The sequence below is a fragment of the Bacteroides sp. 14(A) genome (assembly GCF_000526555.1).
Lineage (GTDB): Bacteria > Bacteroidota > Bacteroidia > Bacteroidales > Bacteroidaceae > Bacteroides > Bacteroides cellulosilyticus.
On sequence record NZ_JAGH01000002.1, the window covers coordinates 2,522,288 to 2,547,910 of the forward strand.

At 42.5% G+C, this 25,623-nt stretch carries 19 protein-coding genes and 1 pseudogene; 17 read left to right on the forward strand and 3 right to left on the reverse strand.

Translation table 11 applies throughout. The features are described 5' to 3' along the window. Positions 1–56 precede the first annotated feature (56 nt). From K429_RS0117110 to K429_RS0117185, 16 genes are all read left to right on the forward strand, one after another. Positions 57–821: a hypothetical protein gene (locus K429_RS0117110; protein ID WP_026367700.1), complete on the forward strand. Its 765-nt coding sequence runs from the start codon at positions 57–59 to the stop codon at positions 819–821. Positions 822–973: 152 nt separating this feature from the next. Further along, on the forward strand, positions 974–1,201 hold the full coding sequence (locus K429_RS0117115; RefSeq protein WP_369796085.1) for an NVEALA domain-containing protein: 228 nt from the start codon (positions 974–976) through the stop codon (positions 1,199–1,201). Continuing rightward, on the forward strand, positions 1,176–2,249 hold the full coding sequence (locus K429_RS0117120) for a BF3164 family lipoprotein (protein WP_026367701.1): 1,074 nt from the start codon (positions 1,176–1,178) through the stop codon (positions 2,247–2,249). The genes K429_RS0117115 and K429_RS0117120 overlap by 26 nt, the downstream gene beginning before the upstream one ends. A 271-nt stretch (positions 2,250–2,520) precedes the next feature. Further along, a complete protein-coding gene (locus K429_RS0117125; protein WP_026367702.1) occupies positions 2,521–2,769 on the forward strand; it encodes an NVEALA domain-containing protein in 249 nt (82 codons plus the stop codon). A 147-nt stretch (positions 2,770–2,916) separates the two neighbouring features. Next, positions 2,917–3,870, forward strand: a complete 954-nt coding sequence (locus tag K429_RS0117130) for a BF3164 family lipoprotein (RefSeq protein WP_026367703.1) — start codon at positions 2,917–2,919, stop codon at positions 3,868–3,870. Positions 3,871–4,052: 182 nt separating this feature from the next. Beyond that, complete coding sequence (locus tag K429_RS0117135; RefSeq protein WP_026367704.1) at positions 4,053–4,286, forward strand: NVEALA domain-containing protein; 234 nt, start codon at positions 4,053–4,055, stop codon at positions 4,284–4,286. A 166-nt stretch (positions 4,287–4,452) separates the two neighbouring features. Further along, the gene (locus tag K429_RS0117140) at positions 4,453–5,502 is read left to right on the forward strand and encodes a BF3164 family lipoprotein (protein WP_081750898.1); all 1,050 of its coding nucleotides are present in this window, start codon (positions 4,453–4,455) and stop codon (positions 5,500–5,502) included. A 1-nt stretch (position 5,503) separates the two neighbouring features. After that, positions 5,504–6,391 carry a DUF1573 domain-containing protein gene (locus K429_RS0117145; protein ID WP_026367706.1) on the forward strand — a complete coding sequence of 296 codons (888 nt, stop codon included), beginning with the start codon at positions 5,504–5,506 and terminating at the stop codon, positions 6,389–6,391. Positions 6,392–6,974: 583 nt separating this feature from the next. Then, complete coding sequence (locus K429_RS0117150) at positions 6,975–8,822, forward strand: hypothetical protein (protein ID WP_231501874.1); 1,848 nt, start codon at positions 6,975–6,977, stop codon at positions 8,820–8,822. 6 nt (positions 8,823–8,828) lie between these two features. After that, positions 8,829–9,722, forward strand: coding sequence for a signal peptidase I (gene lepB, locus K429_RS0117155; RefSeq protein WP_007215257.1), 894 nt, complete (start codon positions 8,829–8,831; stop codon positions 9,720–9,722). Beyond that, positions 9,719–11,407 (forward strand): O-antigen ligase family protein, encoded by a 1,689-nt coding sequence (locus K429_RS0117160; protein WP_026367708.1) that lies wholly within the window; start codon positions 9,719–9,721, stop codon positions 11,405–11,407. The genes lepB and K429_RS0117160 overlap by 4 nt, the downstream gene beginning before the upstream one ends. Positions 11,408–11,428: 21 nt before the next feature. After that, a complete protein-coding gene (locus K429_RS0117165) occupies positions 11,429–11,866 on the forward strand; it encodes a hypothetical protein (RefSeq protein ID WP_026367709.1) in 438 nt (145 codons plus the stop codon). 155 nt (positions 11,867–12,021) lie between these two features. Next, positions 12,022–14,106: a HAMP domain-containing sensor histidine kinase gene (locus K429_RS0117170; protein WP_026367710.1), complete on the forward strand. Its 2,085-nt coding sequence runs from the start codon at positions 12,022–12,024 to the stop codon at positions 14,104–14,106. Positions 14,107–14,174: 68 nt separating this feature from the next. After that, on the forward strand, positions 14,175–14,996 hold the full coding sequence (locus K429_RS0117175) for an AAA family ATPase (protein ID WP_007212442.1): 822 nt from the start codon (positions 14,175–14,177) through the stop codon (positions 14,994–14,996). Positions 14,997–15,024: 28 nt separating this feature from the next. Next, complete coding sequence (locus K429_RS0117180; RefSeq protein WP_026367711.1) at positions 15,025–16,026, forward strand: DUF4435 domain-containing protein; 1,002 nt, start codon at positions 15,025–15,027, stop codon at positions 16,024–16,026. A gap of 37 nt (positions 16,027–16,063) precedes the next feature. Then, entirely contained in the window at positions 16,064–17,317 is a 1,254-nt protein-coding gene (locus tag K429_RS0117185) for a mechanosensitive ion channel family protein (RefSeq protein WP_007212444.1), read from the forward strand. 127 nt (positions 17,318–17,444) lie between these two features. On the opposite strand, the gene K429_RS30920 is transcribed toward K429_RS0117185, so the two are convergent. The 3 genes and pseudogenes from K429_RS30920 to K429_RS0117200 form a co-directional block, all read right to left on the reverse strand. Further along, on the reverse strand, positions 17,445–18,590 hold the full coding sequence (locus K429_RS30920; protein WP_349913375.1) for a hypothetical protein: 1,146 nt from the start codon (positions 18,588–18,590) through the stop codon (positions 17,445–17,447). Further along, positions 18,591–19,814 (reverse strand): annotated as a pseudogene (locus tag K429_RS31300) (hypothetical protein); the annotation flags it as partial. It abuts the gene before it with no gap. A gap of 67 nt (positions 19,815–19,881) precedes the next feature. Continuing rightward, complete coding sequence (locus K429_RS0117200) at positions 19,882–22,572, reverse strand: TonB-dependent receptor domain-containing protein (protein WP_081679813.1); 2,691 nt, start codon at positions 22,570–22,572, stop codon at positions 19,882–19,884. A 256-nt stretch (positions 22,573–22,828) separates the two neighbouring features. Between K429_RS0117200 and K429_RS0117205 the strand changes: the two genes are divergently transcribed. Beyond that, on the forward strand, positions 22,829–25,615 hold the full coding sequence (locus K429_RS0117205) for an ATP-binding protein (protein ID WP_007212447.1): 2,787 nt from the start codon (positions 22,829–22,831) through the stop codon (positions 25,613–25,615). The last annotated feature ends 8 nt before the right edge of the window (positions 25,616–25,623 follow it).

Consider the following 25,623-nt stretch of genomic DNA (forward strand, 5'->3'; position numbering starts at 1 on the left):
GATGAGCGGAAGGAGAGACAGTAGTAGCGGTCGATTCGATAAAAGAAGGAAAGCGGTTGATTGCTTCACAGGACCTAAGTGCAAAGGTTGGCTTTCTGTTTTTGGTGGACAAAGCGGTTTTCAGTGTTTTGAATGAATTATGGCAAGAAGATTTGGATGATAGCCACACCTATTGTTCCGGTGCTCTTATGTTGCAATCGGAATTACCGGGTGACAGAAAAGGAAAAAGGTTTATGGTCGGAGACTCAACACTGATGACCGATAAGTTTAAGTTGGGAACCTACTATCTGGATGATATGTATTTTCTTGAGTTGACGGCTTATCTTTCGCTTCCTTCCCCATGGTTGTGTGCCGATTGGGGAAAGACCGGTATTGTTTCTTGTTCTATTGTAGTTGTCTTTTGTTTATGCATATTTGTCCTTCTCTTTTGGAATAATCGAAAAAAGAATAACGACGATGAAGCGGCCGATCCGGATGATTTCGTAATATGCATCTCCGAAAATAAATATCAAATAGGCGGAGTCCTGTTTGATGAAGAGGCGTGTACGCTTACTTTTGGAGATCGAAGTGTGGTAAAATGTCCTATGCAGTCGTATAAACTACTTTCTGCATTTGTCCATGCAAAAAGTCATTTCTTATCGAATAACCGGATTGTTGAAGTTTGTGGTTGGAGCTTAGAAAATATCAATATTAATCAAAACAGAAGAGTAACAGTAAGCCTGCTCAGGAAGTTACTTGACACTGAGAAGTCTCATGTGATAATAGAATCCGGTCAAAACGAGCAAAAAGAGCAGGGCTTTTACATGCTTGTTGAAAAATGATAAGTGCTTTATTATTAGCATATAAAGGGGGAGTAATGAAAATTTTACTCCCCTTTTTTACTCCCGTAAATGCATTTTGAATCTATTTATTATTTACATTTGCCGGCATAATAATCATTGATGAAAAACATAATAATCAAATGAAAAACAAGATGAAAAAGATTCTGGTATTTATGGGAGTTGTAGCTATTGTTATAGGAGGACATGTTTACAGTAAACAGTCATCTGTCAAGATGTCTTCTTTAATGTTGGAGAATATAGAAGCGTTAGCGGATTCAGAAACAGATGGTGTTCACTGCTTTGGTAAAGGTTTGGTTGATTGTCCGCTTAATCACGACAAAGTGTATATGTATGATGCTCCGTATAGCTTATATTATTAGCGTTATATCTATCCTGCTATTCATTTCCTGTACTCCAGAATCAATTGATTCCAGTAAAAAAGCATATACTGATTTCCCACAGGAACAAGAATTGAAAGCAAGGACGATACGGCTGGATACAGCTTTATTCCGCTATCCTTCCCGTCTACATGTTAGGGACGGGAAAGCTGTGGTGCTTGATTTGCATGGAACAGACTATTTTTTTCATACGTTCAGCTACCCTGATTTCCGTTATCTGTCTTCTTTCGGGAGGCGTGGAGATGCACCGCAGGACATGCTCTCTGCTGAAAATTTTCGATGGAATGGGGCTTTTTTGTGGACATTAGACTCTAATAAGTCAGAATTAACAAGGTTTGGGTTTGCTTTATCCGGTGATTCACTGTTTCGTCAGGAAGCGGTGAATCTGGATAAGGATATTCTCAGGGCACTTGATTTTGTGATGTGTGAGGACTCTACCTTTATTATTCCCGATTATTCGGGTGATAATCGTTTTTGTAAAGTATGCAGAGATGGAAAATTGATGCATAAGTTTGGCGTTATTCCTACTGTCGATGAAGACGCCTTGCAGAATGCCCGTCCGGCTCTGGCGCAGGCGTGGCGTAGTTTTATAGATTACAATCCCCGAAGCGGGATACTTGCTGTTGCTACTCAGTTGGGTGAAGTGCTCGAAATTTATAATCTGAAAGATAGTACGCATGTTGTGTGCATGGGGCCGCATGGTGAACCGGAATTTCAGGTGTCCGGGGGGTATGGTATTCCTACGGGTATCATGGGATTTAGCGATGTGCAGGTGACGGATCGGGCCATTTATGCAGTCTTTCATGGGCGTTCGTTCAAGGATATAGCGCGAGATGCCCGGAATGGTATTAATCATCCGGATGGCGGGCAATTTATCTATGTGTTTAGTTTGGCGGGAAAACCGTTAAAGAGATATGTATTAGACCATTACATTTGTGGCATATCGGTAGATGAGCAGCGTGGAGTTATTTATGCTACGGATGTGAATGAGGATGAGCCTATATTAGAATACCATATAAATGGTATGTAGCGTTAATTAATTTATGTCAAAAGGAGCAGACGGTAAACGACTTGTTACTGCAATGGAATACCGAATGCTCCGTAACCTCTAAAAAAGGAAGGGGGTGAAGGCAAAGATAGGAAATAGAATTTGATTTTGGAATGTGTTTTTGCTATTTCGATAGATATGGCAAAGCAAAGGCTCTCCAAGATTTAATATCTTGACTCTGGTACACAAGTATTGTGCTTGTGGTAAATTATAAAAAATAAATGATCTTATACTGATAAAATTGAAAAAGTGTATGAATAAAATAATTAAGATGGCATTTGTTGTGGCGTTTATAGCAATTGCAGGATATGGTGTTTACGCAAATCAGAAAACAGATACTATGTCCGATTTGATGTTGGCGAATGTGGAAGCATTGGCAAATAATTCAGAAAATAATGGAACTGTAGATTGCTGTAACAGTAGTGATTGCAATGGCGATTTTTGTGGAACTTTCTATCCTGCAGATGGTTCTGGAAAGGGATATAAAATGTTTTATAAATAATGATTTTTCGGATTGCTTAATTGGGGATTAAGCAATCTGATTTTAAATATATAGTATATGTGTTATTTGCGATGTTTGTTTCTTGTGGTTTTATTGGCCGGGTTGTCGGCTTGTTCTGAGGACAATCGAGGAAAAGGGAGAAAAGCGATGGAAGATTTGGCAACTTCCGAATTGCTTTTTCAGGAAATATCGTTGGAAACAATTCTTGGTAGACCTTTTCAGATAGAGATTGTGGACAGCATATTGATAATTGGGGACAATATTGATGGAAAGGCATTGTTTCTGTATAATTTGTCGGACTCTTCTTGGGTTCGAGTTTTAAACATAGGGCAGGGACCCGGTGAAGTGCTTGCTCCTCTTGCTATTGACGTGTCTGATAGGAATCATACTATAAGCGTGCTTCAAAGACAAAGTGGAATCTGCCGAAGATATCGGGTTGATAGACTGTTTAATGATTCAATTTTTGATTTTCAGGAGGTAAGTTTGGAAGGAGCGGATAGGGTAGCTCAAATGCATGACGGATATGCTTGTTTAGGGATGTTTGAACAAGGCATATTGTCATTTTTTGATGCACAAGGAAAGGAAAGTGAATGTATTGACCTCTATTCAAGATTTGACATAAGGGATATATCTGCCAAGTATCGACTGTTTCAGGGGCGTTTAGCTTTTAACGAACGAGCAAGGTGTCTGATGTTTGCTCCATCTTATGCTTCCGAAATTGCTTTTTATGCGGAACAGGATGATGGCAGTTGGATGAAGAAAGATTCTTTCTGTTTGGGAACAGGAGGATTTGAGGATAGAATTTCGGAGAGTTCCGGCTTTGAACTTCTTAAGGATGATATAAGGAATTGTATGGATGCTTGTAGTTCTGAAAACTATTTTTATATGTTGTATGATGGAACTGATTTAGGGCATACTCGCAAGATAGAGTTTCGCTACGTCATCCGTTTTACTGCCAATGGTGTATTGGACTGTGTGTACAAAGTGAATCCTACCGTCCGCAATATTTGTGTCTCGTATGACGATTCTGCCGTGTATGTGCTGATGATAGGCAAGGATGGAGAGTATGCTATAGGTAAATCAGAACTTTCAATAAGGTAGTACAGTCAAATGACGCATGATGCTAAGTGCTTTATTCTATAAAAACGGAAACTGATTTCTGCTGTTACGATAGTGCAGTGTGAAATGTGCTCTGATGAGATGTCTATATCTTAATTCTTAACTGCATATAATTGTGCTTGATATGTTTAATTAAATAGGATTTCATTTTAAGCAATATAAAAATGAAGAAATTTATGAAAATAGCTTTTGTTGCAGCTTTTGTAGCTGTAGCAGAATATAGTGTTTATGCTTCACAAAAATCTGATATTATGTCTGATTTAGCTTTGGCTAATGTTGAGGCATTGGCTTGGGATGAAATAATTGTGGGTCAACCTTGTGCTTGTGTGAAAAATAGCTACTGCCTGTATTATTATCCTTGGGAACAATGGGAGGAAGAAGGTACATTTTATGCATAACTAATTGAAATAGTAAAGGTCGCTAAAGGACGGGAAGTATACATTGTTTTCATTTTATTCAATGGGAATTTAGAATAATATGGCTGTTAATAAGCTAATGCTAATTAAGTATATTATTTGTAGTATTTGCTTCTTGGCTTTTGGCGCCTTTTAGATAATATTTGAAATGAAATTATTCATAAGTATATTAATTGTCTTGTCTCTTTCTGCATGTAGTAGTAAAGACGATTCCATATTTTCTGATTTTACACGGACAGTAGATTTACAACTGCTTGACTCTTTGGATTTGGAGAAGATGGAAATTCTCAATCCGCACTATATCCACTATAAAGATAGCTTCCTGATTTTTCACAGCATGGCTGGCAAGAAAAAGTTGGAATTTTGGAATTTGAGATCTGATCTTGTCACAGTCCGTAATGTCATAGGGCAAGGCGTAGATGAAATGCCGCGATATGTTACAGTCGATACAGACCATCCCGCTTCCTTTCGTTTTGCGGATTATAGGCGGGGACGAATTTATGAAATGGATTTGGAAATGTTGCAGGAAGATACTACCACAAAACATTCATTGGTATATGAATTGCCGATAAAAGAAGGAGATACCCCTCTCCGTTTCTATGAAACGGGGAATCATATATTTGGTATCGGGTTGTTTAGCGAAGGACGCATATACTCGTTTGATAAAAGAACAAATAAAGTGATGACATGTATGGATTATCCGGCACATGAAAGTATAGAGCCTCTTGATCAGAGACATAAAGGTGCTTTGTTCTCAGGGACTATAATGGCGGGTAATCAAAATACATTAGTACTGGTCTGTTTTGGGTTGATTGATTTTTATGAGATACTTTCTGATGGCGGTTTAAGGCTGAAACAGGAACGTCATTATTCTTTTCCAAAGTTTCAGACGGCAGAGACCGGAAGAACTGTAACTTTTGACAGGGACGATATCTATGCTATTAGCGACATAGATTCTGATGAACGTTTTATATATCTGCTATATTCGGGGAAAAATGTGAGAGAAAAAGGTAATGACGCTTACAATTGTTCACATTTGTTGGTCTATGACTGGGAGGGTAATCCTATAGTCCACTGCTTGTTATCTAAATCATTATATGGTTTTGGTATCGGAAGAGGTATACTGTATGGCTTAAGTCGTGAGGTAAATCCGATTGTTTATGTCTATTCGTTGAAAGATATATTGCAAATAGAGTAGGATGATAAGATTAAAATATATAAGAGTTTTCTTAATGCTATTACTGGTATTCTATTCTTGTGATAGGAATAAAAAAGAGGCTATTGATAGTATAGTAAAAAAATGGATGGGTAAAGAAATTTTATTTCCTGAGAATAGCTCATTTATTACTTATGATAATAGAGATAGTGTAGACTTCTTATCAATGAAATCTGATTATCGTATTGTCACATATGTGAATTCAGAAACTTGTTTTAGTTGTAATTTGCGATTACCATTTTGGAAAGGATTTGTCATGGAGGTTGACTCTGTCAGTTTGGATAAAAATATTCCTGTTCTTTTTTATTTTTATCCGAAAAACAAATCGGATTTGTATGCATTGTTAGAGCGTCATAAATTTATATATCCTGTTTGCTTTGACGAAGAGGATAGTTTGAATAAGTTGAATCATTTTCCAACTGATATGGCATTTCAAACTTTTTTGCTTAATAGTGACAATAAAGTGCTTGCTATCGGTAATCTTATAAATCCTAAAGTAAAAGAACTCTATCTGAAAATTATTCAAAGCGAGAAGATCGGGCGGAAGGATGAGAGTAAGGTGACAAGAACCAAAGCAGATATAGGCAGAACATTGGTTCCGTTGGGTAAATTTGATTGGCGGAAAGAACAAAAGGCTGTTTTTGTATTGAAGAATACGGGGGATAAGCCGTTAGTTATACAAGATGTTGTGACCTCGTGCGGTTGTACTTCCGCAGAGTATTTTAAAAAGCCTGTCAGGCCTAATGATAGCTTAGAGTTATGCGTTACGTATAAAGCAGAGCATCCGGAACATTTTGATAAAACCATAACTGTATATTGTAATACAGCGTCTTCTCCTATTGTTTTGCGAATAATCGGCACAGCCCAATAGGGTAGATGTCTCAAATAACGGATCAGAAATAAAAATAGCAAGATGGTTTGCATGTTAATGAAAAAGACATTTTGATATATCATAGCTATGAATGTGAATGAGGATGAACAGGTAATGGAATATCATATAATATAGTATATAGAGTGATCATTGAATTATTAAAAGGAGCAGACGGTAAACGACTTGTTGCTGCAATAGGATACCGAATGCTCCGTAACCCCTAAAATTTAGAAGCCAGGCGAAGATACGAATTTAGAAGCAAAACGGAAACTGATTTCTGCTATTACGATAGTGCAGTGTGAAATGTATTCTAATGAGATATTTATATCTTAATTCTCGACTGCATATAATTGTGCTTGATATGTTTAATTAAATAGATTTTCATTTTAAACAAACATCAGTTGGAGTAAGTGACTCACCCAATCAGCTGTTGAGCTAAATGAATTATCTCATTAGAAACTGGGATATAATTTTGTGATTGATATATGAACTATGCTGTAATTAAATTTAGATAATAATGTATTTCTATAAATGCTCGTGGATAATATTTGTTTGCTGTATTTTCTTTTCTTGCACAAATCACATGCAAGAGAGAATACAATACACTTTGCATCAGGCGGGAGAGAATAGTTCTGAACTTAAGAAGGTATTAGATTATTATCAGAATCAGCCTGAAAAGTTGAAAGCCGCTCGCTTTTTGATTGCAAATATACCTGCTCACCGGACGTATGTAGGAAAGGAGATAGACAGCCTGAAGCAAATGAAAAAAGAAAGCATTCAGCAAGGACGTATTAGTGATGAGATTGTGACACATTGGAAATCTTTCGATTATAGCTCTTCGCAAGTGGTGAAGGATATAGACGTGATTAAAGCGGATATCTTAATTGAAAATATTGACTTGGCTTTTGAGGCATGGGAAAAACGCTCTTGGAGCAAGCAATATAGTTTTGAGGATTTTTGTGAATATGTTCTTCCATATAGGATAGGGGACGAACCTTTAGAGAAATGGAGACGAATATATTATGAACGTTATTCTCCTGTGCTTGATTCTCTATATCAGGGGAATGATGTAGTAGAGGCAGCGCGTGTGATGGCTAATTATCTGAAAGAAGAGGGCTTTACTAATCATACGGATTTTAATTTGCCTCATTTAGGAGCGTTGTTTTTGTTGGAAAACCGAGTGGGCTACTGTCGAGATAATTGTGATATTGCTACCTATGTAATGCGTTCATTGGGCATTCCAATAACAATGGATTTTTATGAAATGTCCCCCAGTTACAATAGTCGTCATTTCTGGAGTGCATTGATAGATACGACAGGACTTGTTGTACCTTTCAATTATATAGAGCGTGAGATAGTGCGCCGACCGCAGGAGGAACGGAAAAAAGGAAAGGTATATAGAACTTGTTATGGAATACAGCCGGAAAAGTATTCCGGACTTTATACTGACAAGGAAGTTCCTGCTTTCTTTAGGCGTCCTTTCATGAAAGATGCCAGTGATGAGTATTTCCCAGAGAGTAACGTCAAGTTGGAAAGTAATGAAGCTATTGATAAACATTGGGGGTATTTGTGTGTATTTACAGGGACAGAATTACAACCGATAGATATTTCTGAATTTCATGGAAAGAAGATTGAGTTTCCCAACGTGGAACCTGGCCTGATTTATTTTCCTGCATTTCGAAAAGCTGGGAAAATGAAAACATTTAGCTATCCTTTTTTGCTGAAAGAGGATTCAATAGAATATTTTATTCCTGATACTACCAGAAAGCATTGTATAGTATTGACGCGAAAATATCCGATAGGGAGAAATCCTATGTTTTTAGGAACTGCTGTTGGAGTAAAAATAGAAGGGGCTAATCGTAAGGATTTTCGGGATGCAGAATTGCTATGCCAGGTTGTGGACACTCCAAAAATAAATTATAATATACTATTCCCAACTGTACAGAAGAAATTCAGGTATGTGCGCTATTCTGCTCCGGAGGAAAAACAAATACAGGTTGGAGAATGGTATATGTATGGCATAGATGCAGAAACAGCGATAGCGCCGGAGAAGATTTGGGCTAATCATCCTTTGAGTGATATACATAAGAAAATTCTAAATTTATTGACTGATGATGACTGGAGTTCTTTTTATATGTCAGCAGTAAAGGGAGAACAACTTATATTTGATTTGGGTATTCCACAAATTCTAAGTCACTTTATTTTGATTCCACGCAATGATGATAATTATATCCATTTGGGGGATCGGTATGAATTGTTCTATCATGGTGGAATTAAAGGCTGGATATCTTTAGGGAAGCAGATAGCTGAGGGTACGGAACTCTATTATGAGGGAGTACCTGATGGCGCTTTGCTTTGGCTTCATAATCATACTCGTGGAAAAGAAGAACGATGCTTTTATATGAAAGATGGGAAGCAACTTTTTATATAATTCGGAATGGCAATAAGAGGCATATCCTTGAAGAAAATCGTAGATAAAGGGATTAATCTCTTTCTCTGGTTGTGTGGAATTGTTGTGCTATGGCTGCTGATACAGATCTTTTGCATGACTTCATTTCATATACCAAGTGATTCGATGGAGCCGGAGCTATTGGCCGGTGATGTAATACTGGTGGATAAATTGGTATATGGAGCAAGATTGTTCAATGTGATGGAAGCCGTTGCAGGAAAGCAGGTGGAGATAAAACGTTTGCCGGGAATAGGTAAAGTCCGAAGGAATGATGTGATTGTCTTCAATTATCCTTGTCCTAAAAAGTGGAGACAGATTGAAATGGATGTGATGCAGTATTATGTGAAACGGTGTGTTGCGTTGCCGGGAGACACGTTCTGCATTGTAAGCGGACGTTACAAAGTGAATGGCTATGCGGGGACATTGGGGTGCGTGGATGCGCAGGACAGGTTCATGACTCTGATAAGGGAACAGGGCCTTACAGATGATGCAATTGGTGTGAGGGCATATCCCGGAGATTCTCTGATAAGGTGGACGGTGAAAAAGTTCGGGCCTCTGTATATTCCTAAATCAGGTGACATTGTTCCGATGGATGGACGCACTGTTAAACTTTACAAGAATATGGTGGAGTGGGAGCAGAAAAAGAGTCTTCGGTATGAAGCGGGGAATATATATTTAGGTGATAGCCTCATTGCTGAATATCGCTTTTTAAAGAACTATTACTTCATGGCGGGCGACAGGGTGGAGAATTCAAGAGATTCCCGTTATTGGGGGTTATTACCGGAAGAATATATTGTTGGAAAGGCTGTCAGGATATGGAAATCAGTGGATAAGAGGACGGATAGAGTACGATGGAATAGGATATTCAAAAAGATAGAATGATGATAGGATGGATGCATAAAAAGAGAGAAGCTACAGTTATTTTGCTACAGTTTGTTGCTGTTTGCTCCTTGCTGAGTATGGTATGTGCGACAACTCCTGAACTGCCTGCGGGAGAAACCATCGGCCAGTGGGTGTGGTTTGGGAAAGCTGTGTTGGTTTCGACCGGTTGTATCACTGCTTCTTGTTTGCTACAACTTCTAGGAAAAGCTTCCTGGACAGATATTTTGTGTTTCCGGAATTTCTTTGTTCATGTGGCTTGGAGCCTAGTATTGTTAGGGGCAATTGAAGCCGTTTGGGGCTTGCGGCAATTATATGGGTTTTCTGTTTCCGGGCATTCACGGTATGCACTGACAGGCTCTTTCTTCAATCCCGGTCCGTATGGGGGATATTTAGCGATGATATTACCTGTCTGCCTGCATTTGTATTTACGTGCCTGTGAGTGGAAAAGCACAGATGTTCTTCATAAAATAGAAAAAGTGACGGCAGGGCTTGCCGGTATTCTGATCTTATGTGTACTGCCGGCCACAATGAGCCGTTCTGCCTGGATTGCTGCTGCAATAAGCTGTGCATGGGTGGCGTATATGCATCGTGACAGACGTAAGTGGAGCGTATTGTGGCGGAGATATAAGAAACGTTACCTTACGTGGGGAGTGGTCGGGCTTTTTGTTCTGATATTAGGAGGTGCTGGTATTTTCTTTTTGAAGCCTGACTCTGCTATGGGACGTCTGTTTATGTGGAAAATTACTTGTAAAGCTATCGTAGAGCATCCTTGGGGATGTCGTGAAGGATTTGTCTATGCTTATGGCGAAGCGCAGGAAAAATACTTTGGTAGTGGAGACTATGCTGTTTGGGAAGAGCGCGTGGCCGGAAGTCCGGAATATGCTTTCAATGAATATCTGGAGTTGGCGTTAACAGCAGGAGTTATGCTTGGTGTCATGTTCTTCTCGACTATTGGGGCAGGTCTGTGGCTAGGGACAAAATGGGGGCGTTATGAAATTTGCGGAGCACTCATATCCTTGCTCGTTTTCTCTTTTTCTTCTTATCCCATGCATTTCCCGGTTTTCATGGTAACCGGTATATGCCTGCTGTTTGCTTGTGGGGCCGGAGATGTGGGCGGAAAATTTCTTATTTGCGGCACTTGTGCGCTGATATGGACAGTGGGGCTTAACGGTAAATGGCAACGGGAGGAAGATGCCTGCCGAGATTGGGTGTATGCGAGGATGCTTTATCATCAGGGAAATTATACTGCTGCCAATGAGGCTTACCATAAGCTCTATCCGCAGTTGGACGAAAGAGGGGAATTCTTATTTGAATATGGACACAGCTTATATAAATCAGGACGTTATGATCTGTCTAATTCGTTTCTGGAACAAGCTTCCTTATATAGCACTGACCCAATGATACTGAATATAATAGGTAAGAATTATCAGGAAATGCAATACTATGAGAAGGCTGAAACCTATTATTGGGCGTCAGTCCACCGTTTGCCGGGGCGGATTTATCCCTACTATCTGCTGGCAAAACTCTATGCGGAGCCGGGCTACCGGAATAAAGAGAAGTTTGAGAAGATGCAACGGATTGTATTGACTAAAGAGCCGAAAGTCTATTACACCGCTATTAGGGAAATGAGGAGCGAAGTGGAAAAGATAGGAGATGATTGGTGTAAAACGAAGATTGATAGATGAATATGATATAACATGATGGATATGGATACGTCTAAGGATAGTTGGAATGCTTGTTTGCAGTACCGTAATAAACAGTTGACAAAGCAATTGAAGGATTACCAGAAGGTTTCGGCATTAACAAAATGTTCTTCTTCTTTGATAGTGGCAATGGGACAGTTGTTGTGTCTCCATCAAAAGCCTTCCTATGGCATAATTAAGGATGAAGTCGAATGGAGGGATCTGTTTATCGTCATAGATTTATTTTATGGGGGGTGTCTGTCAGAAGAATTGATGTCATTTGGTTTAAGTGTCCAGGAATTGAGGTTATGCTATCTGATACGGGCCCGTTTGGATAATAAGACAATCGCTCTTCTTTTTAATATAGTTCCCCGGTCTGTATTGAAAGCTAAACAGCGTATAAAAAATAAACTGGCTTTATCAGCTACGGATAGTTTGGATATGCATATACAACAATGCTGATTGTCAATAATATAGATATCAATTCCTCCAACGCCTACTTGTAGTGAAATCATAGAAAGACTTCTCACGACAGTTAAATACAAATAAATTTGCTCTAACCTCCAATTTATTCTATATTTGCAACTTAAGTGACAAGTTCTTCAAATTGTCCGAATATGATAAACTACTTGATAAAAATTATAACGACCCTCTGGTTCATATTCTTTTGTCTGCAAGTTAGTGTTGCTCAGGAGATTGATGTTAATCAGACCAGAAAACACCTGTTGCAAACACTACAAGACAATTCCGTAGACAAACAGCAGAGGATGGAGCTGTATATTGACTTGTACGACTTGTCCGATGATGTGACAAGCAAACGTACCTATATTAACGAATCGCTGCAACTGGCCATTCAGTTGAAAAATCAGATATATATTTTTGAGACACTGGATATTCTTTGTCGCAGTTATAAAGATGAACCTGACTCTTTGCACTACTATCAGCAGATAGGAGAAGAGTGTCTGGAAGGGGCTTATAAGGACTTTTATATGGCATGGCTCAAAGCTTTTCCTTCTGTTTGCAAGATGGATGAGGCGGAGAAACCTGATGAAGCCAATGAAGAAATCTCACGGTATAAGCGTCATAAGGTAAATCTCTCGGATAAGTCGCAGGAAGTGCAGTGGGAAATGATACTTTGTTCGGCAATGGAATGCATTAGTTACTTTTCACCGTCTGTTGCCAATTCAGAAGACCGCATTGTTCATTTGAAGAACATTCACCATTTGGTCAGCGGTCTGCCGTTCGAGGTCAGTTATAAGTTCAATTGGTATTATCTGACCCGTATCGAATTCATATACCGTGCGGAAGGAAAAGCTGAGGAAGCCGCTAAAGCGGTGGAGGCCTTGGAACAGACGGAACAACTCTATGACAATCAGTTTGAATTGCCTTTCTATAAGAGACGCGCTTATATCCGCACCCGTAGTCGTGAAGCCTTGCGTATGGGTGTTTATAGCGAGCTTCTTTACTTCGGAGATATCATAGGCAGGAAAAGGGCTGATGAAATTTATTCCCGGATGAAGGAATATTATCAGGTCAAGACGCCGGAAGAGAATAAAGAGTGGCTTTTGCCGTCCGCTTTCCGTTACTATTTTTATACGGCACAGTATGACCTTGCCATGCGGACCATCGATGAACTGCTGGAACAAACGGATTCTGCCGATACGAACAGTCGGACAGAGTTGTTGGCGAAGAAGATTAACCTGGTTACCCGATGGAAACAACATTACAAAGAAGGATTTGACGCTTTTTGGGAGTACACCAGTCTGATGGAAGGTAATCATGTGGAAGAGACGAATAAGCAGTTGGCCGAGATGCGTTCGTTGTTTGAAGTGGATAAATTGAAGATAGAACAGGCAGAGCTTCAGGCACGTTATCATCGCGTCGCTTTTGTTGTGCTCATAGTCCTGCTTCTGGTTTTCTTTATCTGGGGGCTTTATCAGTACTTGTTGACGAAACGACTGAAGGCAACGAAGCAGGCGTTGATTCTGTCTAATGAAAAAGTGGCTGAGGAAAGTGAACGTGCCAAAGCGAGTGACCGTATGAAGACAGAATTCCTCCAATCCATGTGTCATGAGATACGTACTCCGCTAAATGCTATCTGTGGTTTCAGTACTTTGTTGCTGAATGAAGACTTGGATCAGGAGGACAAGAAAGATTTTCCGGTCATCATTGAAAAGAACTCTAATCAATTGACCGAATTGTTCGAGGATATCCTGCAAGTATCGGATTTAAGCAGTTCGCTGGAGTTATTTCCTATGGAACGGATAGATATATTGCCGATTTGTGCAGGACTTCTGGATATGTGTAAGGGAAAAACGAAAAAATCCGGAATCACCTGGTTGTTTGAATCCGGACTGGATGAGTGCCTTGTAAAAACGAATGATAAATATCTGCAACACGTTGTAGAACATATCCTGAACAATGCCGCGAAGTTTACAACTGCCGGTACTATCCGTATGAATCTGATGCGTACCGGTGGGAAGATTCGTATTATGGTAAGTGATACGGGGATCGGTATCCCTGCCGACAAAGCCGAATACATATTCGACCGTTTTACCAAACTGGATGACTTCATGCCTGGCACAGGCTTAGGTCTTTATTCCTGTCGCCTCATTGTCACCCGTCTGGGTGGTTCCATTTATCTCGATACATCTTATCGGGATGGCGCATGTTTCTGCATTGATTTACCGGATGAGAAGTGATTTTTCTATTTCCGGGCGTGGAAATAAAAGATAATCACGTATATTTGCTTTAATTAAAAGCAAAAACTATGGAAGAACAAGCTAATTACATCAAACGTATAGAGATACACAGGTTGTGGGATCGCTTTGACATAGCTTGGGACTTACGTCCCGACGTGAATATCCTTTCCGGTATCAACGGAGTGGGGAAAACCACGATCCTTAACCGTTCCGTCCACTATCTGGAAGAACTTTCGGGGGAGATAAAGAACGGCGAGATAGAGGGCGTACGTGTTACCTTCGACCGTCCGGATGCCACGTATATTCCTTACGACGTAATTCGTAGTTACGACCGCCCCTTGATTATGGGCGACTTTACCGCCCGCATGGCCGATCCGAACGTCAAATCCGAACTGGACTGGCAACTTTATCTCTTGCAACGCCGATACCTCGATTACCAGGTGAATATTGGCAACAAGATGATCGAACTCCTTTCCGGTGATGAGGAACAGCGTTCACAAGCCGCTTCCTTATCCCTTCCCAAGCGGAAGTTCCAGGATCTGATGGATCAGTTATTCAGCTATACCCGCAAAACCATAGATCGCCGCAGTAATGAAATCATCTTCTATCAGGACGGTGAACGCCTGTTGCCCTATAAACTATCTTCCGGTGAAAAACAGATGCTGATTATCCTGCTCACCGTGCTGGTGCGCGACAATGCCCATTGTGTCCTCTTTATGGATGAACCCGAAGCTTCTCTTCACATCGAGTGGCAGCAAAAACTTATCGGTATGATACGTGAATTGAATCCCAATGTGCAACTGATACTTACCACTCATTCTCCCGCCGTCATCATGGAAGGCTGGCTGGATGCGGTGACGGAAGTGAGCGATATTTCGACTGAGATATAAATAAAGGTGATAAAGTGATAATATAACCATGGCTACTTCTTTAAAACATAATCTTACATCCGCCTATTTCAATGCCGCCAACAAGCTTTATCCTAAGAAGGCGCGGCGTCGCATTGTGGCGTATGTGGAAAGTTACGATGATGTAGCTTTCTGGCGCACATTGTTGGCTGAGTTCGAGACAGATGAATATTATTTTCAGGTGATGCTGCCTTCGGCTACCTCTCTTGCCAAGGGTAAGAAGATGGTGCTGATGAATACGCTGAACACTACTGAACTGGGCAAGAGCCTGATAGCCTGTGTGGACAGTGACTACGACTTTCTGTTACAAGGCAAAACGAGCGTTTCACATAAGATAAACAGTAGTCCCTACATATTCCAGACGTACGCATATGCCATCGAGAATTTCCATTGTTATGCTGAAAGCTTGCATGAAGTTTGCGTGCAGGCTACGTTGAACGACCGTATGCTGATAGACTTTCCTGCTTTCCTGAAGCGTTATTCGCAAATTGTCTATCCGCTCTTTCTCTGGAACGTCTGGTTCTATCGCCAACGAGATACATATACTTTTCCGATGTATGACTTCAATGCCTGCACCCGCTTGCAGGAAGTCAATGTACATCATCCCGAACGAACACTGGAGCCCGTGCAGCGTGCCGTTGCCAAGAAACTTTCCGAGATGCGCAGACGTTTTCCGCGAAATATCAAGTCGGTGGAGGCTTTGGGTCTGGAACTGGAGAAGCTGGGACTGAATCCTGATACTACTTATCTCTACATACAGGGGCATCACCTCATGGATGGTGTTGTGATGAAACTTCTTATCCCCGTATGTACTGTGCTGCGTCGCGAGCGCGAACAGGAAATTAAGCGTCTGGCTGCCCACAACGAGCAATTCCATAACGAACTGACCAGCTATGAGAATAGCCAGACCAACGTCAGCTTGATGTTGAAAAAGAACAGCGGATACAAGAACCTTTACTTGTATCAGTGGTTAAAAGAAGATATAGGAGACTTCCTGAACAGGGAGCGTTAATTACTAACCATTAACACCAAAATTAATTCTTAGTATCATGAGCATTGTACAACAAATTAACGAAGGACTTCAGGCTTTAGGTTTCAGCCAGTCATTGGCTGCCCAGTTAGATCAATTTATAGCATTCCTGGGAGTTCTCCTGGTAGCTTATCTGGCGGATACTGTTTGCCGGAAGATCTTGCTGAAAGTCGTTTCGCGTTTGGTAAAGCAAACAAAAGCCACCTGGGATGACATTGTTTTCGACCGCAAAGTGATGGTGCATCTTAGCCGTATGGTGGCACCTATTCTTATTTATATCCTGCTTCCTCTGGCATTTTCCGACGCAGAGTCGGCAACGTTGGCGCTTATCCTGCGTTTCTGTCTCATCTTTATTATTATAATGTTTCTTAGCTTTATCAGCGCTTTGCTTACTGCAGTTTATACCGTGTATAGCGAGAAGGAACAGTTTCGCGACCGTCCTTTGAAGGGACTCTTGCAGACAGTACAGGTCATCCTTTATTTTGTCGGTGGTATCATCGTTGTCAGCATACTGATTGACCGTTCGCCCGGTGTATTACTCACCGGTCTGGGAGCTTCGGCTGCCGTGCTGATGTTAGTATTCAAAGACAGTATCATGGGCTTTGTTTCCGGTGTGCAACTTTCTGCCAACAATATGCTGAAAGTAGGCGACTGGATCACTATGCCTAAGTATGGAGCGGACGGTGATGTAATAGAAGTGTCATTGAATACAGTGAAGGTTCGTAATTTCGACAAAACCATCACTACTATTCCGCCTTACTTGCTCGTAAGCGACTCTTTCCAGAACTGGCGTGGTATGCAGGAGAGTGGCGGACGCCGTATCAAACGTTCTATCAATATCGATATGAACAGTGTGCGGTTCTGTACGCCTGAAATGTTGGCGAAGTATCGCAAGATACAGCTCTTGGCAAACTATGTTGAACAGACGGAACAAGTGATTAAGGAGTATAATGAAGAACATCATATCGATAACTCCATCCTTGTAAATGGTCGTCGCCAGACGAATCTTGGTGTCTTCCGTGCCTATCTGAATTGTTACCTGAAGAGCCATCCGGGGGTGAATCATAATATGACTTGCATGGTGCGCCAGCTTCAGCCTACCGATCACGGTATACCGTTGGAACTGTATTTTTTCTCTGCAACCACATCCTGGATACCTTATGAAGACTTGCAGTCTGATGTCTTCGACCATCTGTTGGCTATTATTTCTGAGTTTGATCTTCACGTATTCCAGTCACCATCCGGTGAAGATTTCCGCGAAAGGCTTAATTGAGATAATCGGCACCGATTCTCGATCTTTTCTCTCTTAGATGAGAATTTATGCCGGACAGTTCCTCTGAACTTGTCCGGCGTTGCCTTTGTAGAAGCTATTGCTTCGTGAATTATGTGTGTTTCTCGTTTTATTGTTTGATCCAGTTGCCGCTTGTCCAGTTGTCGCCTGTTTTTACAGCTCCCTTATATTCGGCTTTGGTGAAGAAACTGTCGGCACTGAGGTCTTTGCCACCATCAATAGTGCCTTCGTAGAGATTCTCCCAAGTGAAGTTCTGTGCAGTGAGGTTGCCCGTTGCTGCTGCGAACATATCGTTGGTGTAAATGCCTTCTTTGGAAGACAATGTTTTGCTGATAGCTACGTACTCCAGTTTAGATACACCCTCTTTCAGGGCTGTTTCAGTTTCTGTGGTTTCTACGGTCAGAGGTTGCCCTTTGCCGGTGATAAGCGTATTGTAAAGCTCCACTTGTGTTCCGGCACGCAGGCGTACGCCCTGTTTGCTGCCACCGTTGCCAATCAGTGTGAGGTTGGCGAGGATGGGGTGGGCAATGGGAGTAGCAGCGAAGTTCGTACCGTTGTTGTCACATTCCAGCAGACAGTCGCAGTCATACCCCAGTGTTTCCGCTGCTTCCTGATAGGCTACAAGGAACTGGGCTTTTCCGTTCCAACCTTCAGTCCAGTCGAAGGAGTCATCGCTGCAACTGGTAGATACGCAGTATTTTATGTTAACGGATCCGCCGAAGAACTCGAAACCGTCATCAGAACCTTGGTAAGCCTGGCAATATTCTACTGTGGTGCCGTTGCCTACGCCATAGAAGGTGAAACCATTGGCTTCGTGTTCCTCATCGAAAGCGTATCCGCTGTATTCGATACGCACGTAGCGCAGTGTACCGGAGTTGTCGGCATCGTTGTTACCCCCGTAAATGGCACCGCCTATTTCCGAGCTGCCTGTGCCGCCGGCTACATTAGTGTGTGCATATCCGCAGATGTGGATACCACCCCAGGCTCCGGCTTCTTTCTTTTCGGAGGTCATTACGATGGGGTTTTCGGCAGTACCCTGCGCATCGATCTTGGAACCTTGTTCTACGAGGATGTAGTCTACGATGTCATCGTGTTTGGCGATGATGGTTACACCCGGTTCTATTTTCAGTGTGGCGCCATTCTTCACTTTGTATTCTCCGGTCAGGTAGTAGGTTTTTCCTTCTGTCAGAGTCTTGCTGGTGGTTATTTCACCTTTCAGCTCTTCAATGGTCTCTTCGGCTATACCGCTTTTCAGTGTCCAGCCTTGTGTCCAGTCATTACTTGCGGGTACTGCACCCTGATAGGCGGCTTGAGTGAAGAAACTGTCGTCGCTCAGGTTTTTCCCGCCTTCGATAGTACCTACATAGCCGTTGGTGAACATGACGCTATAATTGATGATATTGTGGTTACCGTCTTTGGTGAATTCATTGGAAGAATAGATACCTTCTTTGCAGCTTATGTCCGTGGCCAGTGTGATGTATTGCAGCTCGGAGCTACCATCCATCAAAGCATTTTCTGTTTCTGTAGTTTCGGTGGTGAGGCATTGCCCTTTGCCTTTTACAATGGCGTTGTAGATTTTTGCCTTTGTACCGGCACGCAGGCGGATACCTTGCTTAGACTCTCCGTTACCTATCAGTGTCAGGTTGGCAAGTGTGGGGCAGGCTACGGGCGTTGCACCGAAGCTCTTGCCGTTGTTGTCGCACTCCATCAGGCAGTCGCAGTCGTATCCCAGTTCGTCTTTGGGGCTTTGGTAAGCTACGAGGAATTGTGCTTTGCCGTTCCAGCCTTCGGTCCAGTCGAAAGAGTCGTCGCTACAGTCGGTAGATACCAGATACTTCACATTGACGGAACCACCGAACCATTCGAAACCATCATCGGAACCCATGTATGCCTGGCAATACTCTACCGTTGTCCCGTTTCCTACACCGTAGAAGGTGATACCGTTGGCTTCGTGCTCTTCGTCGAAGGCAAATCCGGTGTACTCTACACGAACATACCGCAATGTACCGGAATTGTCGGCGTCATTATTGCCACCATAGGGTGCGCCGCCTATTTCCGAGCTACCCGTTCCGCCTTCGGCATTGGTGTGTGCGTATCCGCAGATGTGGATACCGCCCCATGCGCCCGGTTCTTTCTTTTCGGAAGTCATCACGATAGGGTTGCTGGCAGTGCCTTGTGCATCTATCTTGGCTCCTTGTTCTATGAGGATATAGTCTACCACATCGTCATGTTTGGCAATAATGGTGACGCCTGCGGGAATCTTCAGTGTGGCACCATTCTTTACGTGTATGCCGCCACTTAGCGTGTAAGTCTTTCCGGCTTCCAGTTCCGTATCGCTTTCGATGTCTTTCGTCAGTTCATACTTGTTGTCTTCACCGCCGTCCCCGTTTCCGGGTTCGTTGTTGTCGGTACATGCAGTGAATAAGGTCATGCTTGCCGCAAGGGCCATAGTCATGAATTTCCAATTTGATGTTCTCATACTAATAATCGTTTAGTTGATAAAATGAGTTTCTATTGTTTGTCTCTCTCAAAATTTTTCTTTTCTCTTACAGGTCATAGCTGAAGCCAACTTCAAAGCCTGTACCCTTTCTGAAGCGTTCCACTTCTACTTTATCTCCGGTGGTAGGCACTTCTTGCTTGAAGAGGATGTCTTGGTTCAGCAGGTCGTTGACTTGCAACTTCACCGCGAAACGCCGGTTGAAGCGGTAACTGCCTGTAAAGTTCAGCGTGTGTACCGGCTGTTGCTTGATGTCTCCCAGACCGGAGATACCTACGGAGTGGATGCGGGGACCTTGCAGATTGTAGAGCAGGGCAACGCTGAGTTGGCGATCGTTGCTGAAAGCGGGTGAATAGGTGAGGTCTGCATTTGCCAGGTAGGGCGATGCTCCCTGCAAGGCACGCTGGCTGTTGGTGTAGGCACCGCCTTCGGGCAGTTTCACGTTAGTGTACATATACGAGCCGTTCACGCCGAAACGCAGGTCTTTCACTATCTCTTTGCGGAATTCTATCTCCACCCCCGTTGCCATACCGTTGTCCGCATTGCGGAAAGAATGCACGGCGGAACCGCCTGACAGAGTCTGTACACGCTCTATCGGTGCTTTCAGGTGCTTGTAGTAGGCGGTGATGGAGAGCATATCCCCATTCTTTTCAAAGAGTTCGTAGCGCAGATCGATGTTATAGTTGTAGCCGTTTTGCAAATCAGCGTTACCGCGTATCTGTGCCGAACCGTAGGATTCCTGATAGAGGAAGGGGGCCATTTCGATAAACGAAGGACGCGTCACTGTGCGTGAGAAGGCAAAGCGCAGACTGTTCTTTTCGTTCATCTGGTATTTCATGTTCAGTGAGGGGAAAAGGTCGTTTTTGTTCAGTTCACTGCGTTCGGCTTTTCCGCCATCGGTATAGTAGTCTACCCATTGCTTGCTGATTTCGTAGCGTACTCCCAGGTTCACCAATAACGGGGCTACGGGGTAGTATTCAGTGGCAATGTATCCTGCATAAATGCTGTTACCGGCTGTATAGCTGTCTTTGGGCTGCTTCTTCCGGTCTATGGTGATGGAACCGTTTTCTACATTTTCCATGTTGAGGAAGGAGTCGGTATCGTAGATGTCGGTGATGGTAGGGTTCAGTTTGTTCAGGTTGTAGTAGAAGCGTGTACCCATATAGTCACGATTCTTGTCTTTATAGGTGAAACCGGCCTGCAACTTGTTGTTGTCGCCAAAGCGGTAGCTGGCGGTGAGGTCGCCCACCCATTCATCTTCATTCAGTGAGCCAAAGTAACGCATGGTTTCTTGGCGGTTCAGTTTGAAGAGTTTTATCTGGTCATCTTCACGGATGAACATTACTTGGCGGCGGTCGGGTTCGTCGCTGGAGGTCTTGCTGTACGAGCCGCTCCAGTTGAGGTCCCACTGTTTGCCGAAGTAGTGCTTGCCGTTTACTTGATGGTTTTGCAGACTGTAGATGTGTGTCACGTTGTTGCTGCCTATCAGATGGTGGTCTTCGTAGTCCACACCTTCGCGCCTCATATAAGTGTCGATGGCATTGCGGGCGTAGAAGAAGGTATATCCGATGTGATCGGAAGTGCGGAAACTGTAGCCGAGATTACCCAGTGCAGCAATCTTTAACTCGTTGCTGTAGCTGTCGTAGTTAAATTCATTCAGGGTATTTCCTGTAGCTTCTAAGGTACGTATGGAGGCATTGTCCATGGTTTGCAGGTCGTTGCTTACTCCTATGGAGCCCAGAACGCTGACTTCATTTCCACCCAGGGTGAAACGTTTGCCGAAACCGATATTTCCGCCGAATTCGGGTAGGGCAGTCTTTTTACTAACCTGAAAACTGGTGTTAAAGAGGCGGTTGTGGCGTGCATACTCTTCAAAGTCTGTTAATGACATGTCTATCAGTTTCTGATCCAGAGAAGGAGTCTTGAACAGAGAGCCGTCGCGGTCCATCCGGTAGAAATCTTTGCCTAGCGTATTGAACTTGCCACCTGCATTGAAGTTGATGGACAGAAAATCACTGCCTACATTCTCTTTGGTACTGATGTCGATGTGTGCCCCCGAGTAGTCGGCGAATGCACTGGCGTCATATACTTTGCTCACGGTAATATTCTGTACGGTAGATGCAGGGAAGATATCCAGAGGGATCAGTTTATTGTCCGGATTAGGAGAGGCGATGGGAAGTCCGTTCAGAGTGGTGGTGCTGTACCGGTCGCCCAGACCGCGCACAATCAACTGTCCGGCACTGGCGATGGAGATACCGGTTATCTTTTTTACACCTTCTTCCACATTGCTGATTCCTTTGATACTCATTTCTTTGGCACCGAGATTTTCGATTGCAAGGGTGGCTTTCTGCCGTTCCATCTGCAGGGCTCGTTCACCTTCCAGATTCTTTTTGGCCACTACGGAGACTTCGCCTAACGCTTGTGCATCACTTTCCATCTCAAAGTTCAGCAAAGTTTCGGCCTTGACTTTTATGCTGTTGAGCAGGATGTCTTTGTATCCTATATATCTCACGGTTATGGTATATGTACCGTCATTTACATTCAGTGTATAATTGCCGTCAATATCGGCTACCACACCCTGCGCTGTCCCGGTTATCTGTATGGTAGCTCCGGTCAGTGGCTCTTTCGTCTGCTTGTCGAGGACGGTTCCTTTGATGTTTCCAGCCATGGCGGTCATGGTGGAAAGCACCAATAATAAAATGAAGAAAAATACTTTTCCTAAATCCAGTTTCATGCTCATCTTTTATCGTTTCTTGTTTCCGGTGCAAAGATGCGGCAACGGAATTACAACCGTAATACACATGTCATACAATTGATTCTCAATTAGGTTACAATTAAGTGACAAACTGAATTGTTGAAAAAAACGGCTGATAAACTCTTCTGACTTACTACATTAACGAACCCAAACTTTCTTTTTTTTGTTGATATGAATAGAGTGGAAATTAATAAGTAAGCATTATCTTTGCACTATTTACGAATATTAAAAGCACAATCGTATGAGTGGCAACCAATCACATGAGGCAAAACGTTTTCAGCTCCTTTCATCTGTTGGACAAATAGGCTGGTGGGAAGCAGACTTCGCTACGGGGGAATATCTTTGTTCCGAATATGTTTGTAATTTGTTAGGCTTGGAGGGAGACACTCTGACTTTTCGCCAGTTCGGCCAACTGATTCGTGAAGATTACCGTTGCCGTATCACACGTGAATTCCTTTCGATAGAAGAAATCGAGGTATATGAGCAAACTTTTCCTATTTACTCTTCACAAGGCATTGTGTGGGTTTGTTCCCGTCTGGGCGAAAAGTGGCTGACAGAAGATGGGCATCCAAAAGCATTTGGTATCCTTCAACTGGTCAATACCCCTGCAGACGCACAATCCGGTGATATTCTGAAACAGTTTAATGAATTGCTGTTCCGACAGCATTCAGTGTCCCAGTCCTTACGTAACTTTCTGAAAGATAAAAGCCTGAGTGAAGTGATTTCGGGAGTATTGAAGGATGTCCTCGAACTCTTTCATGGCGGACGTGTCTATATAGTGGAATACGATGCCGAATATCGCACACAAACTTGTACCTACGAGGTAGTGGCTGAAGGAGTTAGTCCGGAAATAGACATGCTGCAACAAATTCCTACTAATGGCATGGAGTGGTGGCTTAAACAAATGTTGGCAGGCAAACCCATCCTATTGAATACTTTATCGGATTTGCCACGGGTGGCACGTCAGGAGTCTGAGATACTTGCTATGCAGAATATAAAGTCACTCATGGTGGTTCCGCTCCGGAATACCGAACGGGTGTGGGGATATATCGGTATTGACTTGGTAGATAGGTACTATAAATGGACGAATGAAGACTATCAATGGTTCTCCTCTTTAGCCGATATCATTAATATTTGTATCAGCTTGCGTCTTGCCAGAGATGAGGCCGACCGTGAACGTAATTTCCTGAGTAATCTCTATAAGTATATGCCTATGGGCTATGTACGCCTTTCCATTCTTTGCGATGAAGAAGGTGAACCTTATGACTATCTTATCACAGATGCTAATCAGTTCAGTGCCGATTTGTGCGGTTCGCCTTTAGAGAGATATAAAGGGCGTTTTGCTTCAGAAATCTATTCTTCAGACAAACTGTCAACCAAGCTTAGGATTCTTGCAGATATACATAAGCATGGTCTGTACAGGGAACTGGATGAATATTTTGAAGAGTCAAAGAGGACTTGTCATTGTATTATTTATTCTCCCGAACCGGATGAATTGGTTTGTCTCTATATGGATGTCACTGAGATGCGTCGTACGTATATGGCTTTGGATCACAGCGAGAAACTATTGCGAAATCTCTTTTCCAATATTCCTGTCGGTGTGGAGATTTATAATAAGGATGGGATACTGATAGATCTTAATAATAAAGATATGGAGATATTTGGGGTTAAGGACAAATCAAGTACGATTGGAGTGAACTTCTATGAGAATCCGAATGTGCCGTCTGATATCCGTGAAAGGGTGAAAGTGGAAGATGAACTTGACTTTTCGCAGGACTATGAATTCTCCAATGTGAGCGATTATTATGAATCGGAGAAAAGAGGTGGAATAGAACTTTATACGAAAATAAGTAAGATATACGATAAGCAGGGCGATAACAATGGTTTTGTACTTATCAATATAGACAATACGGAACGTATCAGTTCCATTAACCGGATACGTGATTTTGAAAACTTCTTCCTGTTGATTTCTGAATATGCCAAAGTAGGTTATGCCAAACTGAACCTGCTTACCCGTAATGGATATGCCATCAAGCAATGGTATAAGAATATGGGGGAAGATGAAGATACGCCATTGGTTGAAGTGGTAGGAATTTATAATAAAATGCACCCGCAAGACAGGGTACGTGTATTGGCTTTCTTTGAGAAGGCCAAACGGGGGGAAGCTACGAGTTTCAAAAGTGAAATGCGCGTGCTCAAATCCGGAACATTGGACCAGTGGAACTGGGTACGTATGAATGTAGTGCTCAACCGCTATGATCCTGAGAATGGGCTGATTGAATTGATCGGTGTTAACTACGATATCACTGAATTGAAGGAAACAGAACAAAAACTGATTGAAGCCAAAGAGAAAGCTGAAGAGGCAGACCGCTTGAAGAGTGCTTTCCTGGCGAATATGAGTCATGAGATACGTACACCGTTGAATGCTATTGTAGGTTTTTCAAGTTTGCTGGTGGAGACGGAAGATCAGGGAGAAAAGCGGGAATACTCAAAGATGGTGGAAGAGAATAATGAACTTTTGCTGCAACTGATTTCTGATATTCTGGATTTATCGAAGATTGAGGCGGGAACTTTCGACTTTAAAATAAGGGATCTGGATGTGAATACTCTGTGTGGAGATGTTCAGCGCTCCATGAAACTGCGTGTGAAGCCGGGTGTTGAGCTTTTATTCGAACCGACTTTACCGTCATGCGTCATTGTGAGTGATCCTAATCGTTTGCATCAGGTGGTTGCTAATTTTGTAAATAATGCGATTAAGTTCACTACAACCGGCTATATCCGTATCGGATATGACCAACCGGATGCAAAGCATTTACGAATATATGTATCGGATACAGGTATCGGTATTGCCCCGGAAGCCTGTGAGAAGATATTCGACCGCTTTATAAAGTTGAACTCGTTTGTTCAGGGCACCGGCCTGGGACTTTCTATCAGTAAGAGTATTATAGAGCAACTGGGAGGCACTATCGGTGTGGATAGTGAATTGGGTAAAGGATCGACGTTCTGGTTTATTCTGCCGGTGGTATAAGAGTTACG

Bases quoted from the DNA above. Each gene is read 5' to 3' on its own strand.
- K429_RS0117115 (WP_369796085.1), top strand. From the start codon at position 974: ATGAAAAAGATTCTGGTATTTATGGGAGTTGTAGCTATTGTTATAGGA.
- K429_RS0117120 (WP_026367701.1), top strand. From the start codon at position 1,176: ATGCTCCGTATAGCTTATATTATTAGCGTTATATCTATCCTGCTATTC.
- K429_RS0117125 (WP_026367702.1), top strand. From the start codon at position 2,521: ATGAATAAAATAATTAAGATGGCATTTGTTGTGGCGTTTATAGCAATT.
- K429_RS0117130 (WP_026367703.1), top strand. From the start codon at position 2,917: ATGGAAGATTTGGCAACTTCCGAATTGCTTTTTCAGGAAATATCGTTG.
- K429_RS0117135 (WP_026367704.1), top strand. From the start codon at position 4,053: ATGAAGAAATTTATGAAAATAGCTTTTGTTGCAGCTTTTGTAGCTGTA.
- K429_RS0117140 (WP_081750898.1), top strand. From the start codon at position 4,453: ATGAAATTATTCATAAGTATATTAATTGTCTTGTCTCTTTCTGCATGT.
- K429_RS0117145 (WP_026367706.1), top strand. From the start codon at position 5,504: ATGATAAGATTAAAATATATAAGAGTTTTCTTAATGCTATTACTGGTA.
- K429_RS0117150 (WP_231501874.1), top strand. From the start codon at position 6,975: ATGCAAGAGAGAATACAATACACTTTGCATCAGGCGGGAGAGAATAGT.
- lepB (WP_007215257.1), top strand. From the start codon at position 8,829: ATGGCAATAAGAGGCATATCCTTGAAGAAAATCGTAGATAAAGGGATT.
- K429_RS0117160 (WP_026367708.1), top strand. From the start codon at position 9,719: ATGATGATAGGATGGATGCATAAAAAGAGAGAAGCTACAGTTATTTTG.
- K429_RS0117165 (WP_026367709.1), top strand. From the start codon at position 11,429: ATGGATACGTCTAAGGATAGTTGGAATGCTTGTTTGCAGTACCGTAAT.
- K429_RS0117170 (WP_026367710.1), top strand. From the start codon at position 12,022: ATGATAAACTACTTGATAAAAATTATAACGACCCTCTGGTTCATATTC.
- K429_RS0117175 (WP_007212442.1), top strand. From the start codon at position 14,175: ATGGAAGAACAAGCTAATTACATCAAACGTATAGAGATACACAGGTTG.
- K429_RS0117180 (WP_026367711.1), top strand. From the start codon at position 15,025: ATGGCTACTTCTTTAAAACATAATCTTACATCCGCCTATTTCAATGCC.
- K429_RS0117185 (WP_007212444.1), top strand. From the start codon at position 16,064: ATGAGCATTGTACAACAAATTAACGAAGGACTTCAGGCTTTAGGTTTC.
- K429_RS0117200 (WP_081679813.1), bottom strand. From the start codon at position 22,572: ATGAGCATGAAACTGGATTTAGGAAAAGTATTTTTCTTCATTTTATTA.
- K429_RS0117205 (WP_007212447.1), top strand. From the start codon at position 22,829: ATGAGTGGCAACCAATCACATGAGGCAAAACGTTTTCAGCTCCTTTCA.